We start from the raw sequence: 13,848 nt of genomic DNA, 5'->3' as shown, positions 1-13,848 counted from the left end.
TGTCATTCATCTGTGGTACGTATTATCGGTACGAACTCTCGGTACGTATTACCAACGGAGATAATGCATTTCGGGAGACGTCGAGTGCCGGTCGGCTAACGGGCGGTTACCGGCGCAGTGGCAACAGTTGATTCACAAGTAGGACGTCATAGGTCGTGACCTGACTTCCTATCCGGAAACACCGACAGTACGGAGTTGGCGAAAATGGAAGGCTTCTGGGAGTTTTTCTGGTTCATGTTTGTCTGTCTCGCATTTGTCGCCTACTTGAGCGTGTTGTTCTCGATCATCACGGATCTGTTCCGAGATCATGAGATGTCAGGCTGGTTCAAGGCGATCTGGATCGTTTTCCTCTTTGTCGTGCCCTTCCTGTCGGCGATGATCTATGTGATCGTCCGGAATGACGGTATGACTCAGCGCTCGATTGCCGCAGCGCAAAAGCAGATGCAGGCACAGGGCGCGTACGTGCGCGAGGTCGCTGGACAATCTTCGGCTGATCAGATCACAGCCGCCAAGGGCCTTCTCGATGCCGGCGCGATCAACGAGGACGAGTTCCGGGCGCTGAAGGCAAAAACCATCATGCAGTGAAGACGTGCTGCAACAGAATCAGAATACGACGACGACGTGTGTTGTGGATGACGTGTGTTGTATTCGCAACAGAATTCGTCCTGGTTCGCTGTCCTCATTCGTCCAGGCGTCAGGTGACAACCTCTGGGGTTCTGGTTACTCTCCGCGCGCGTTCAGTTACGCCTCGATGACATCGAGCGAATCTTCGGCTGAGGCAGGTAGTTTCACCGCTACGAGTACGGGTGGCGCCGAATGGTCGCCCTCCTTCCCGAATATGACGAAGCCGCCGGCACCTTACGGTGTCCGGCGGCTTCACCACATTCAGGATCGGCGAAACGAGGAGCTGTCAGCTTGTCGCGTTCGCGGGCTGTTCTTGGCTGACTCGCCCTCGGACGAAGAAGATAGCGACGACGGCGAAGAGGACCAGCAGGATTGTGATGAACGTGGCGACGACGGTGGCGCCGCTGGCTCCAGTCACGGAGGTGTCGAGTCCGCCCGTCGAGAGGATCGTTGTGGGGTCGGTGAGGCCATGCAACACGATCGCGGCCCAGATTGTGCCCGTCACGCGCATAGTCAGATACATGCACATCCCGAAACCGAACGTGTAGACGACGGTCGCCAGAACGGTTGACGCTTCCATCCCGGAGATGAAGTTGACCGTGTGCATCAGCGCGAACAGCAGCGACGACACGACCGCGACGAAGCGTTCGCCATGGCCGGCGTCACGCAACATTTTCACCGCAATACCGCGGGTGAGGAGTTCCTCGGCAATGCCAACGCACACCCCGAGGGCAAGTAGCGAGATGATCTCGCCGGCTGACCACGCGCTCCAGTCGGTTCCGGTCAGGTGCGCTGCAATGGCGGCGGCTACGAGAATCGGGCCGATCCACATCCAGCCGCGGCCACGTATAGGTTGCGGGCCGAAAATACTGCGTAGCCAGCCCAGCTTCGCTATGAATATCAGCAGCGCGACAGCACCGATCGCGATAGGCAATGCGAGGCCGAAAATGATGCTCGAGGCGCTTGCGACGACGTTGTCGCTATCGATCTGATCCGAGAAAACGCGCGAGATCACCTGTCCAACTGCGAGGTAGAAAGCCAGATAGACGACGACTACCAGTAGCAGCTTCCACAGGGTGGGGCGGCTCCAGAAGTCCGACTTTTCGGACGTTGAATTGTTCACCGTCAAATCGTACGGGGTCTCCGGGAAATCGCACGGCGAGCGACGGCACGCTGATGATTCAGTCCACCAGGTAAGAAATTTGATGTAAGTACCGGGATTAATTGTGCCGGCTCACTATTCGTGATGGCACACCAGCATGTGGCTGGCGCCTTTTTGGAATTTGTAGTCGACCCCGACCTTACGGCCGGCGATGCCGCGAGCTCGCAGTTCGGACAGCAGCTCGACCAGTTGTGAGTACGGCTCCGCCGATCCAATCGCCACCAACGGAAAGATGCGCAGCTCTCCTGAGGTGACTCGCATCAATTCGGTAATCGCGTCGAGGTGGAAGGCGTGGTCGAGGCTGTCGGCGTAGCTGAACAACAGATGGGAGCTGAGCACCAGATCGAAGCTGTCGTCAGGGAATGGCAGTGCGGGCAACCGGCCTGGGATGTAGTGACCGGGGTGTTGGCGAACATGAGCTGCGAACTGTTGGGCGGCGTGCTGCCTGACATGTTGGTGTTCATCGGGATCAGCGAAGAAAGTCCACTCGTACTCTTCTGCGTGGGCGCGGACATATCGATTGCCTCGCTCCGTCTCCGATGTGGCAATAGTAGCGAGATTGTCGGGGCTGTTTCCGAAATAGGCTGCATCGCATGCAGTTACGTTGCCGCCGAGGTTGCTCACCGCACTGGTGAAATCCGCGGCGCCGCTGGGGCAGTCGAGGATTCGCACGGACAGGTCATCGTCGGTGAGGGCGAACATCGCCTGGTATTCGGCAAGCGAACGAGAACTGATCAGCATCTTGCCGATCCCGTCGACGCGGTTGTCATTTTCAAAGGTCATGCGTGGTCCTCACAGTAGGGGGCACCTCACTGCGTCAACCGGGATAGATGTAGGCAACGATCGTCGGCCGCGCGCGAGGCGGCCGGAAATTGCACAGTTCAAGGCCGCAGTGAATGCGGCCACCAGAGCTGTACGAAAGTCGTCACCGGCCAATTACAGCACACGATCTGGTGGTGGGTTGGAGAGAACCGGCGCGCTTGCTCGACTTCTGAGCGATATACCTCGAGAATCAACACCATGGACACCGTGAAGTTCTTCGAGTGGGTCACCGAATTGTTCGAAGTACTCGGTGTTGTCGCGATGGTTTTCGGGTTTGTATTCGCCTTTGGTATTGCCGGCCGGTCGTGGTTTCGTACTCGCAACGGTAGTGCCGCGTTCAAGACTCTCCGCGAAACCCTCGGTGCCGTCATTCTTCTCGGGCTGGAGATTCTGGTTGCTGCGGATCTCGTCAAAACCGTGACATCGTCGCCGTCCCTGACGGATGCGGCAGTGCTGGGAATGATCGTCTTGATTCGAACTGTTTTGAGCCTGTCGATTCAGATTGAGATCGACGGGGTACTTCCATGGCGCAAGGCGTTGGTGTCGAGTCCCCAATTGCTGGCCCGCGCAGCACGCGGATCAGGTGGGGACGCGACGTCCGACGCCTCGCAGCCGTAGCAGGGCCGTCAACACAGCTGGCCCACCGAAGAGTGGAAGGTCGGGCAGATGACTGCAGTACCGGTTGACAAGGTTGCGCCAGCTGACAAGGCAGTTCCTGCGCAGCACCCCACCGTTGACGAGCGGAGGGAAGATGGTCGGCAGGCTCGCCGAGATACGCCGCTCGCGATGCTGGCCGAACTTGCCGACAGCGACCGCGACCCGATTTCACTCCTGGAATCTCAGGCCGAAGCGCGGGTGCCTGAATTGGTGCCGATTCGTTACGGCCGCATGTCTGCGTCGCGTTTCTCGTTCTTTCGTGGCGCTGCCCTGGTTATGTGCGACGACCTTTCACGCAATCGCAATTCCGACATGAATACCCAACTGTGCGGAGATGCGCATCTGAGTAATTTCGGGGTCTACGCCACGCCGGAGCGCAAACTCGCGTTCGATATCAACGATTTCGACGAGACCTACCCAGGTCCATTCGAATGGGACGTCAAACGCTTGGCTGCGAGTTTGGCGATAGCGGGTAAGGACAACGGCTATTCGGGTAAGGAACGAAGGAAGATAACTGTTGGTTGTGCCGCCGAATATCGGGAAACGATGATTCGCCAGGCGGAATTGGGAAACCTTGCGGTGTGGTATTCGCACATCGAACCAGAGGACGGCCTCGAAGAACTGAGTATTCAGATCAAGAAACGAATGCTTGAACGGGCGCGTTCCACTCTCGATAAGGCACGCCGACGGGACAGCGTTCAAGCCGCGTCGAAATTCACCGAGATTGTCGATGGCAGAAGGCGATTCATCAGTGATCCACCGTTGATCGTGCCGGTCGAGGAGCTATACGACGGGCGGGATCTCGAGGATGTCGAGGAGGTGCTCCACGGACGAATTCGTTCGTACCGCAGCACCCTTCAGTGGGATCGCCGCGTGCTGCTACAGAGCTTCGAGATGATGCACATCGCGCGCAAGGTGGTCGGCGTCGGCAGTGTCGGCACGAGAGCCTGGATGATCTTGATGAAGGGACGCGACGCCGATGATCCACTGATCCTGCAGGTGAAGCAGGCGTTGCCGTCGGTGTTGTCCGGCTATGTGAACGGCCCGATATTCCGCAATGAGGGGGAGCGGGTGGTGAATGGTCAGCGGCTGATGCAGGCCAGCAGCGATATCTTTCTCGGTTGGGAGCGAGGGCCAGGTCCGGACGAGCTCGAGCATGACTTCTACATCCGTCAACTTCGCGACGGCAAGGGCTCAGCGGTGATCGAAGGCATGAAACCCGAAGGCATGGAAGCGTACGGCCGCTTATGCGCGCGGGTTCTGGCCTATGCACACGCTCGTTCGGGCGACCGCATTGCGATTGCCGAATATCTTGGCGAGGGAACGGAATTCGACCTCGCGATCAGTGAGTTTGCAGCGGCGTACACCAAACGAAATGCTCGTGATCATGCCGCACTTATGACAGCGATCGACACAGGACGGGTGACCGCACAGACCGGAATCTGACCCGCCCAGGAATTGCTGGAGCGCCGTCAGGTTGTGCAACGCTCTCGCATCGTCGCAGCACCGGGCCCGGTGAGATCGTCGCAGTACACGCGCCGACCAGCCATGGCCATGGTGAGAGCCAAGGTCGTGCCGCTGACGAGTGGACCGTCTCCAGTCGAGAATGGCCCGTCGGTCGCTTCGACGCGAAGACCTTTGATCATGCTGCGACTGGGCACAGTGAAGTCCCGTCGAGCGTAGAAACGAGCAACTTCGGTGAGCGTCTCGACGGCTGGAATGTACGAGAGACCGAGCGGACGCCGGATGTCCTGGGCGTGGACTACCACCTCGCCGAGCCACGCCACAGTGGGCCCTGGCGCCGAGGTTCTGCTGGTGATCACCCGTCGGAACCGTTCGAGGGTCTCGTCCGGGGTCGCGCCTCGGTACTCGGCGAGGCGCCGGTCGTTGTGTAGGTCGAAGTCGAACCGTGTGCCCAGGACACTGACAAGCCAACGAAGTGCACCGACGCTCGCAGCCGCTGTGAGATGCGCGACGACTTCCTCGACAGTCCACCGTCCGCACAGTGACTGCTGATTCCACTGTGCCTGATTCAGACCGACAAGCTCACCGAGCAGAGCGGTGCGCTCGGTTTCGACAGCAGACCACAGGGCGCTTCTCTGCATATCGCGCTTAGGCATAGACGCCGTCCAACCAGCCTTTCCAGCCTGCGCTGGCTGCTTCGCCGTCAGTGCCTGCTGCAAACAGGTGGTGTGCCACATCGACATTGCCGCCGAAGGCATTTCGGCCGTAGAACCGAAGTAGCGCGTCGTCGGTACGCAGTCCGACAAACCAGTCGTTGAGGTAGTCGACCACAGCAGTGATCGTGCCGAAGCCGGGAACGTCGAAAGTCACGGTGTCGTCGACGGCGGTGTCGGATCCGATTCCGAGTGCGCTGCGCAGAGTTGCCATCGCTGCGGGTGTGCCGGATGCTTCCGGACCTTCGGCGCTCACGTAGGTGGCGCTCTGCCCGGCGAAGTAGCGCACGTACTGGCCAAGGCTGTGGAGGTAGAAGTCTGTGTGCTTGCTTGCCCCGTCGTACTGGTTGTCCCAGTCGTCGGCAAAGACGCCGGCATGGACGTAGCGCACGACGGCCGTGCTGTTGTCGCGGGCTTCCACGAGGTATTCGAGGTGATTGAACCAGCCATCGGGGCCGTCCATGTGGATGCCGAGTTCGGTGGGCGGTTCCCAGGTAGCGATGACGGGACTGTCGGGGCGCGAGCCGTCGGCCGGAATCTCGAGAGGCGATGGGAACATCCATCCGGCAGTCTCGGCGGAGATGGCGGCCCAGATCTGCTCCTGGGTTCCGGGTACAACAACTTCGCGGCGGATTTCGAACTTCTTCGACATGGCTAGTTCTCCGATTCGGGTGAGTGCGTGGACGGTTTCAGGCTTGGGTGAAGCGCTACGACGAGGCGGTGCGGGCGGCCGGTCGCGGTGTTGCCGTCGTGGTATTTGGCAACCAGTCCGTTGACTGCCTCGCCGAGTTCGCGGGCGAAGTCCGCTCGGTCGGAGGCTGTCGCGAATGTGATGTCACTGTCGATGGCATACGACGCGAGGGGCTTTCCGGCGGCGGTTGCTCCGGCGATCAACTCGCCGACCTCTCGGACGACCCGCGCTGCCACCGCGACGAGCCATCGCGCCGAGAGTTGGTCTGGGAACTTCCGTGGATCCGGAGCCAGTGCGGACATCGCGGCGGGGGAGATGACGTACGACGCGGCACTTGCCTGCATGACTCGTTCGGTCATGTTTCCGCGTTTGCGTTCTTCGACGAGATGAACGAGCCCGTGTTCTTCCAGGGTTCGCAGGTGGTAGTTGACCTTTTGGCGGGTCAGTCCGACGAGGGGCGCCAGCGCAGCAGCCGACGACGGGTTCACAAGTGCGGCGAGGATTTGCTGCCGAACCGGGTCGAGTGACGCTTCCGCGGCAGCAGGTTTGTCGATGACTGCGACTTCCAACATGAGAAAACCATCCCACCGACAGAATTACTTGTCAAGACAAAATAATTTGTCGGTGGGATGGTTGTTGGGCAAGCTCTACTTGCTCAGCGCCGCGGGATTGTTCAAATCACGCGCCGAGTAGGTGTCGCATGCAGACACCTGGCCGGTCTTGTATCCGGCTGCAAACCACAACTGCCGCTGTTGGGATGAACCGTGAGTCCAGCCTTCGGGGTTGACCCGCCCGCTGGTCGACTGTTGGATCCGGTCATCGCCGACCGACGACGCGGCCGACAGTGCATCGCGGATATCGTTCTGCGACAGCGTCTTCAGGAATGGTTGGCCGGTCGCTTCGTCGGGGATGGTGTCGGCGTAATGTGCCCACACGCCGGCGTAGCAGTCTGCCTGCAGTTCGGTGCGCACCGCGCCTGACTCTGCGCCCTGTGGGTCGGCCTGCGCGCGGCTGATATCCCCGAGTTGATTCTGGATGTGGTGACCGAATTCATGGGCAACGACGTACTCCTGCGCCAAGGGGCCGGCGCTTGATCCGAATCGGTCGACCAGCAATTGGAAGAAGCTTGTGTCGAAGTACGCGGTCTGATCGGCCGGGCAGTAGAACGGACCGACTTCGCTGGTTGCCTGACCGCAACCCGTATTGACCGATCCGCTGAACAATCGCACTGCCGGGCGTACGTACGCCGTCCCCGTTTGTTTGATCAGTTGTTCTTCCCAGACGTCGTCGAGGCTACCGACGGTAAGTGTGACGCGGCAGTTCACGTCGTTGTTGGCATCGGTACCGGTGCAGTCGTCGACCGAACTGAGTTCGCTCGAGGAACTCGATGTTTCGGTGGACGTTCCCAGTAGCGAACCGGGATCTCCGCCGAACAGAAGGGCAAGAATGAGCACGATGATGCCGCCGGCGCCCCCGCCGATTGCCATCTTGCTGCCCCGGCTTCCGCCCCCGCCGCCTTGAACCTGAACGCGTCCCGCTTCACCACGGGCCCCCTCGTTGAAGGTCATCTATGTCCGCTTTCTGCTGTCGTGAACAAGTGCTTGCCGTCACTTCTGGTGGATAGCTTCGCATGCGAGGCGGGTCCGCGTTTCCGGTCTGGGCTGTTCGCTCCGTAGGATCGCAGGCAAAGTAGTCGGTCGTCGGTTATTGAAGTTGTTCGAAAGGAATCCCGTGCTGCGCACACATCTCGCCGGTTCATTGCGACCCGAGCAGGCAGGGCAGACCGTAACGCTCACCGGTTGGGTAGCCAGGCGTCGTGATCACGGCGGAGTGATCTTCATCGATCTCCGTGATGCATCCGGTGTTTCGCAGGTAGTTTTCCGGGCAGGTGACGTCGCCGAGCAGGCGCACCGTCTGCGCGCGGAATACTGCGTTCGCGTGACCGGTGTCGTCGAGGTCCGCCCCGAGGGAAACCAGAACTTCGAGATCCCCACCGGCGCAATCGAGGTCAACGCCACCGAGCTCGAGGTGCTCAACGAGAGTGCTCCGCTGCCGTTCCAGCTCGACGATCAGGTCGGCGAGGAAGCGCGTCTGAAGTACCGCTACCTCGACCTGCGTCGTGAAGGACCCGGACACGCAATTCGCTTGCGCTCCAAGGTGAATGCCGCTGCGCGTGGCGTCCTCGCGCACCACCAGTTCGTCGAGGTCGAGACCCCGACACTCACGCGTTCCACCCCTGAAGGTGCCCGCGACTTCCTGGTTCCGGCGCGTTTGCAGCCCGGTAGCTTCTACGCTCTGCCGCAGAGCCCCCAGCTCTTCAAGCAGCTCCTCATGGTGGGTGGCATCGAGCGCTACTACCAGATCGCGCGCTGCTACCGCGATGAGGATTTCCGCGCCGATCGCCAGCCGGAGTTCACTCAGCTCGACATCGAGATGGCGTTCGTCAACCAGGACGACGTCATGCTGTTGGCCGAGGAAGTCCTGACCGCGTTGTGGAAGCTCGTCGGCCACGAGATCAAGACGCCGATCGCGCGCATGACCTACAACGAGTCGATGCGTCGTTACGGCAGCGACAAGCCCGACCTGCGTTTCGACATCGAACTCGTCGAGTGCATGAAGTTCTTCAAGGACACCACGTTCCGCGTGTTCCAGGCCGAGTACGTCGGCGCTGTTGTCATGCCGGGTGGCGCAAGCCAGCCGCGTAAGCAGCTCGACGCGTGGCAGGAATGGGCCAAGCAGCGCGGCGCCAAGGGACTTGCCTACGTGCTGGTCGGCGAAGACGGAACGCTCGGCGGACCGGTTGCCAAGAACCTCACCGACGCCGAGCGCGAGGGTCTGGCCGCTCACGTCGGCGCACAGCCAGGTGACTGCATCTTCTTCGCGGCGGGTGCAACCAAGCCGATGCGCGCGCTTCTCGGTGCTGCCCGCGGCGAGATCGCCCGCAAGAAGGATCTCATCGACCCCAAGGCCTGGGCCTTCGTCTGGATCGTCGACGCTCCGATGTTCGAGCCGGCCGCCGACGCCACCGCGTCCGGTGACGTTGCTCTCGGCCACTCGGCGTGGACCGCGGTGCACCACGCGTTCACCTCGCCCAAGCCCGAGTTCTTCGACACGTTCGACACCGATCCCGGAACCGCTCTCGCCTACGCCTACGACATCGTCTGCAACGGCAACGAAATCGGCGGCGGCAGTATCCGTATCCACCGCAAGGACATTCAGGAACGAGTGTTCAAGGTGATGGGTATTTCCGAGGAAGAGGCGCAGGACAAGTTCGGCTTCCTGCTCGACGCCTTTGCCTTCGGCGCACCTCCGCACGGCGGAATCGCCTTCGGTTGGGACCGCATCACCGCGCTCCTCGCCGGCATGGATTCCATTCGTGAGGTCATCGCGTTCCCGAAGTCGGGTGGCGGTGTCGATCCGCTGACGGACGCACCTACCCCGATCACGGCGCAGCAGCGTAAGGAATCCGGCGTCGATGCGAAGCCGGAGAAGAAGGCTGACGCTGCCGGTGGCGACACCGCAGACGGCAAGTAGAACCGACCCCAGATCGCCATGCTGCACCTGAGGGTGATCTGCCCGCCCGAGCGCACCGAGGAAGTTCTCGGTGCGCTCGAGGCGGAATGCGGGGCTACCCACATTGTGGTGTCGCGTGGCATTGCCATCGATCCGCGCGGCGATGTCGTGCAGGCCGATGTTGCCCGTGAGTCTGCGAACGACGTCATAGTCGCGATGCAGGATCTCGGCATCCCCGAGCACGGCGCGGTGACGCTGGTGCCCGTGGAGACAGTGTTGTCGGCCGCGGCACGCAAAGCAGAACACGATGCACCTGGTGACGGCGCCGAGACTGTGGTCTGGGAAGAACTGTTGTCCCGGACTCGGGAGGAATCGACTCTCAATGGATTGTTTGTCGCTTTCCTGACTATCGCCTGCCTCCTGGCCGCAATCGGTGTAGTCACGGATTCACCGGTCACCATCGTCGGAGCGATGGTTGTGGGGCCGGAATTCGGCCCGCTGGCCGCGCTCTCGGTTGCCCTGGTTCGACGTGATCGAAAGCTACGTAGACGTTCGATTCTTGCGTTGGTCGTCGCGTTCCCGGTGGCGATGGGTATCACTCTGCTCGCCACCTTCGTGGTGAAGTTCTTCGACTGGATGGACGTCACCACCCTCGAATCACTGCATCAAGTCGACTTCATCTACAAAGTGGGACCGATCTCGTTTGTTGTCGCCCTCCTGGCCGGTTCTGCGGGCATGTTGGCCTTGATATCGGCGAAATCCGCCGCACTGGTCGGCGTGTTCATATCAGTGACTACAGTCCCGGCGGCCGGTTTCGCAGTAGTTGCTGCGGCTAACGGTGAATGGCGTATCGCCGGGCTGTCGTCGCTTCAGCTCGCCGTCAACATGCTGGGAATTGTCACCGCTTGCACACTCGTATTGTGGTTCAAGACCCGAGCCGATGAAGAGTTTGCTGCAGCGCTGAAAGGCATTTCAGGTTTGATCGGCGACGAGAAAGCGCGCTGACAGTAGAGAGCGAAGACGCATGATTCCAGTAACTTACGGGTAAGTTGATCAGTGATGACCGTATTACTGGCAGACCCCGTATCCGAAGTCGTGGCAGCTGCCGAGCAGTTGCTCACGCGCCGCACCGGAGCACCCGTTACCCTTGTGGATCCCACGGATCTGGGTGGCAGTGGACGCACCATCGTGCTGCGCGTTCGAGTTGCCGAAAACCCGTTTTCCCTACCTCGCACATTGGTGATCAAGCAGGTCCGTGATCCCTATCTGGGTGTCAAGAACGGCGTTACCCCGCCCGCTGAGGCAATCCACGTGTTCGATCCTGATACCGCGTTCCTGCGTGAAGCCGTGTCGTACCAATTCGCCAACGCATTGGCCAAGGACGCCCGTCCCGGCGCGGAACTGCTGGCATACGACTTGGACGCCAGGCTCCTCGTGCTCAGCGACCTCGGTGACGCCACCGCGATCAGCGTTCTTTTCCAGGACAGCGACGCAGACACCGTCACGAATACCCTGATGGCAATGGCCCAGGCAATGGGTCGCATGCACGCCGCCACCGTAGGACGTGAAGAAGATTTCACAGCCCTGCTTCGACGTGCCGAGGTTGTCCACAGTTCCGACGAAGTGGCTGATCAGGTGGCGCGCGTCATCACCGACGTGCCGTCGATGTTGGCGGACACACTGGGTGTTGTTGTCGATCCGAATATTCTCGAACAGGTTCACCACGCGCAGAATCTGTTCAGCGGTGGGCGATTCCGCGCCTTCAGTCCGTCCGATCTGTGTCCGGACAACATCATCGTCAACGGCGAAGGTGTTCGATTCCTCGACTACGAGTGGGGTGGATACCGAGACGCGCTTCTCGACATCACGTACGCACTCGTGTCGTTCCCGGGATGCCTGTGCAACGTCGACCTGACCGAGGAACGCGCGTCGGCGATGGTCGACGCGTGGCGTTCGGAAGTGGTGGGCTTGTGGCCGGCGCTTGCCGACGAAGCCGAATTGGGTCGAGGACTGGTCGAGGCTCAACTCATTTGGGTATGGCTGAGCACCTACATGTTCCTGCCGAATGATCATTCGCGGATAGCCGCAGTGCGCGAGCACCATCTGTCGATTCCGCGTTCGGATGCGTTGCTGCGCCGTTGGGCCCGGTTGGCGCGAGCAGCCGAACTCGCAGGCAACGTCGCTGTGCATGACCATGCAAACGAAGTTGTCGCTGCGCTCCGCACACACGCTGAGTAACGCACTCACGAACCGATAAAGCGCCCGTGCCGGAGCACGGGCGCTTTTGCATGTCGAAGCTCAGTTGTCGGCGAGAGCGTCCGCCTCGGACAGATCCGTTGCCGCCAGCGCCGTCGCGAGATCGGGATGCCGGAAGGTAGACGTGACCTGGTCCTCGACCACCCGGAACGCCGACGCAATGGTGGCGGTCTTGCCGGGTTCTGCGGCCCACGTCGCAGTCTGCTCGACAACGACAACTCCGTGGTGGACGTACATCTTGCCGGGAACAAGCGTCAAACCGGCGTTCGACGCCCACTCGCTCAGTGCTGCTAATCCTTGCGTTGCCCCGTCGGCTCCACCCACCTCGATATCGTCGCTCGACAACTGCAGGAGCGTGTCGATGTCTTGGCTGTTGAGTGCGTCATGCCACGCGAGAACGGTGGCGATCTCAGAAGTGCTCATGGCGACACGCTATCCAATTCGGCACGACCGTGCTTTCCAGTTGGGACTTCGACGCGTCGGTACCTTCTAGTAGCGTCGTTATGTGAGCGATTGGCAAGCTGAAGACAGCGTGGTGGCGGATGACGGCCTGTTCGAGGCAACTCCGGAAGAATCCGAGATCGTGGATGAACCAGATGTCGTCTCGGTAGCCGAGCGCGCCTTGTCCTCGTTGCCGCCCGGTGCTCCGCTGGCTGTCCGCATGCGCCCGCGCACTCTTGGTGAGGTTGTCGGCCAGCAGCACCTACTCGGGCCCGGTGCGCCGCTGCGGCGAATGGTCGAGGGATCCGGCGCTGCATCGGTACTTCTGTACGGGCCTCCTGGTACCGGCAAGACCACACTGGCGTCGTTGATTTCCGGCGCGACCGGTCGGCGTTTCGAGGCACTGTCTGCACTGTCGGCCGGTGTCAAAGAGGTTCGCGGTGTGATTGAACTGGCTAGGCGACGACTCCTGAACGGCGAGCAGACCGTCCTGTTCATCGACGAGGTACACCGATTCTCGAAAACCCAGCAGGATGCGTTGTTGGCTGCTGTCGAGAATCGGATCGTCCTGTTGGTGGGCGCTACCACCGAGAATCCGTCGTTCTCCGTGGTGTCGGCGTTGCTGTCCCGTTCGCTGGTTCTGCAATTGCAGGCGCTCACCGCAGCCGATGTTCAGGAGCTTCTCGAGCGGGCAGTGATCGACGAGCGTGGGTTCGGTGGCTCAGTCACCATTGCCGACGACGCGATGGAACATCTGGTGCGGCTGGCGTCCGGGGACGCCCGCCGTGCGCTCACTGCTCTCGAGGCAGCAGCAGGCGCTGCGCTCGACACCGCTGGCGGCCAACCCGGACCCGTCGAAGTCGATCTCGCGACCGTGGAGGCCAGTGTCGACAAAGCCGCGGTTCGGTACGACCGTGACGGCGACCAGCACTACGACGTCATCAGCGCATTCATCAAGAGCATTCGAGGTTCCGACGTCGACGCGGCGCTGCATTACCTTGCGCGCATGCTGACTGCGGGGGAGGACCCGCGATTCATTGCGAGGCGACTGGTGGTTCACGCCAGCGAAGACATCGGGATGGCCGATCCGATGGCACTACAGACCGCGATGGCCGCTGCTCAAGCTGTGCAGTTGATCGGAATGCCGGAGGCACGTCTCGCGCTTGCCCAGGCCACGATCCATCTCGCGACCGCGCCGAAATCGGGTGCCGTCATCGAAGCATTGGGCGCGGCCATGGCCGATGTGGCTGCCGGAAAGTCAGGTCTCGTGCCGCCGCATCTACGTGACGGTCATTACAAGGGGGCTGAGAAATTGGGAAACGCGGTCGGATACAAGTACCCACACGACACCCGCGACGGCGTTCTACGGCAGCAATATCCACCGGACGAACTGGTCGGTGTCGACTATTACAAGCCGACTGCCCACGGAAATGAGCGGGAGATCGCCGATCGAGTGGGAAAATTGCGCCGAATCGTGCGGGGTTGAAGCTGTAATCGTGCGGGGT

Annotated in this window: 14 protein-coding genes; 7 read left to right on the top strand and 7 right to left on the bottom strand. The window is 61.0% G+C overall.

What is annotated here, in order from left to right:
• Positions 1-204: 204 nt before the first annotated feature.
• Positions 205-585, top strand: a complete 381-nt coding sequence (locus tag R4P64_RS18025; RefSeq protein ID WP_033236171.1) for an SHOCT domain-containing protein — start codon at positions 205-207, stop codon at positions 583-585.
• Positions 586-910: 325 nt separating this feature from the next.
• Here the strand turns inward: R4P64_RS18025 and R4P64_RS18020 are convergent, their stop codons facing one another.
• A complete protein-coding gene (locus R4P64_RS18020) occupies positions 911-1,747 on the bottom strand; it encodes a CPBP family intramembrane glutamic endopeptidase (protein ID WP_317822041.1) in 837 nt (278 codons plus the stop codon).
• Between the two features lie 114 nt (positions 1,748-1,861).
• Entirely contained in the window at positions 1,862-2,569 is a 708-nt protein-coding gene (locus R4P64_RS18015; RefSeq protein ID WP_317822039.1) for a methyltransferase domain-containing protein, read from the bottom strand.
• A gap of 237 nt (positions 2,570-2,806) precedes the next feature.
• On the opposite strand from R4P64_RS18015, the gene R4P64_RS18010 reads away from it, so the two are divergent.
• Both R4P64_RS18010 and R4P64_RS18005 read left to right on the top strand, forming a co-directional pair.
• On the top strand, positions 2,807-3,226 hold the full coding sequence (locus R4P64_RS18010) for a DUF1622 domain-containing protein (protein ID WP_033236173.1): 420 nt from the start codon (positions 2,807-2,809) through the stop codon (positions 3,224-3,226).
• A 48-nt stretch (positions 3,227-3,274) separates the two neighbouring features.
• Positions 3,275-4,711 (top strand): DUF2252 domain-containing protein, encoded by a 1,437-nt coding sequence (locus tag R4P64_RS18005; protein WP_045067570.1) that lies wholly within the window; start codon positions 3,275-3,277, stop codon positions 4,709-4,711.
• A gap of 26 nt (positions 4,712-4,737) precedes the next feature.
• Here the strand turns inward: R4P64_RS18005 and R4P64_RS18000 are convergent, their stop codons facing one another.
• The 4 genes from R4P64_RS18000 to R4P64_RS17985 form a co-directional block, all read right to left on the bottom strand.
• Complete coding sequence (locus R4P64_RS18000) at positions 4,738-5,385, bottom strand: maleylpyruvate isomerase family mycothiol-dependent enzyme (protein WP_317822038.1); 648 nt, start codon at positions 5,383-5,385, stop codon at positions 4,738-4,740.
• The gene (locus R4P64_RS17995; RefSeq protein WP_317822036.1) at positions 5,378-6,094 is read right to left on the bottom strand and encodes an SRPBCC domain-containing protein; all 717 of its coding nucleotides are present in this window, start codon (positions 6,092-6,094) and stop codon (positions 5,378-5,380) included. Before R4P64_RS17995 ends, R4P64_RS18000 begins: the two co-directional genes overlap by 8 nt.
• Before the next feature lie 2 nt (positions 6,095-6,096).
• Positions 6,097-6,705 carry a helix-turn-helix domain-containing protein gene (locus tag R4P64_RS17990; RefSeq protein ID WP_317540404.1) on the bottom strand — a complete coding sequence of 203 codons (609 nt, stop codon included), beginning with the start codon at positions 6,703-6,705 and terminating at the stop codon, positions 6,097-6,099.
• A 75-nt stretch (positions 6,706-6,780) separates the two neighbouring features.
• Positions 6,781-7,701 carry a neutral zinc metallopeptidase gene (locus tag R4P64_RS17985; protein WP_317540403.1) on the bottom strand — a complete coding sequence of 307 codons (921 nt, stop codon included), beginning with the start codon at positions 7,699-7,701 and terminating at the stop codon, positions 6,781-6,783.
• A 163-nt stretch (positions 7,702-7,864) separates the two neighbouring features.
• Between R4P64_RS17985 and aspS the strand changes: the two genes are divergently transcribed.
• From aspS to R4P64_RS17970, 3 genes are read left to right on the top strand one after another with little or no spacing between them, the layout of a single operon-like run.
• Positions 7,865-9,667 (top strand): aspartate--tRNA ligase, encoded by a 1,803-nt coding sequence (gene aspS, locus R4P64_RS17980; RefSeq protein WP_033236178.1) that lies wholly within the window; start codon positions 7,865-7,867, stop codon positions 9,665-9,667.
• Between the two features lie 18 nt (positions 9,668-9,685).
• Entirely contained in the window at positions 9,686-10,651 is a 966-nt protein-coding gene (locus R4P64_RS17975) for a DUF389 domain-containing protein (RefSeq protein ID WP_033236179.1), read from the top strand.
• Positions 10,652-10,705: 54 nt separating this feature from the next.
• A complete protein-coding gene (locus R4P64_RS17970) occupies positions 10,706-11,884 on the top strand; it encodes a kinase (protein WP_317540402.1) in 1,179 nt (392 codons plus the stop codon).
• A gap of 60 nt (positions 11,885-11,944) precedes the next feature.
• Here R4P64_RS17970 and R4P64_RS17965 read toward each other — a convergent pair whose 3' ends face one another.
• Positions 11,945-12,325 carry a nuclear transport factor 2 family protein gene (locus R4P64_RS17965; protein ID WP_033236181.1) on the bottom strand — a complete coding sequence of 127 codons (381 nt, stop codon included), beginning with the start codon at positions 12,323-12,325 and terminating at the stop codon, positions 11,945-11,947.
• Between the two features lie 160 nt (positions 12,326-12,485).
• On the opposite strand from R4P64_RS17965, the gene R4P64_RS17960 reads away from it, so the two are divergent.
• Positions 12,486-13,829 carry a replication-associated recombination protein A gene (locus tag R4P64_RS17960; RefSeq protein WP_317822094.1) on the top strand — a complete coding sequence of 448 codons (1,344 nt, stop codon included), beginning with the start codon at positions 12,486-12,488 and terminating at the stop codon, positions 13,827-13,829.
• The last annotated feature ends 19 nt before the right edge of the window (positions 13,830-13,848 follow it).

The sequence above is a fragment of the Rhodococcus sp. IEGM 1366 genome (genome assembly GCF_033142425.1).
Lineage (GTDB): Bacteria > Actinomycetota > Actinomycetes > Mycobacteriales > Mycobacteriaceae > Rhodococcus_F > Rhodococcus_F globerula.
The sequence above is the reverse complement of the archived record's forward strand: the minus strand, read 5'-3'. Positions and strand labels throughout refer to the sequence as shown.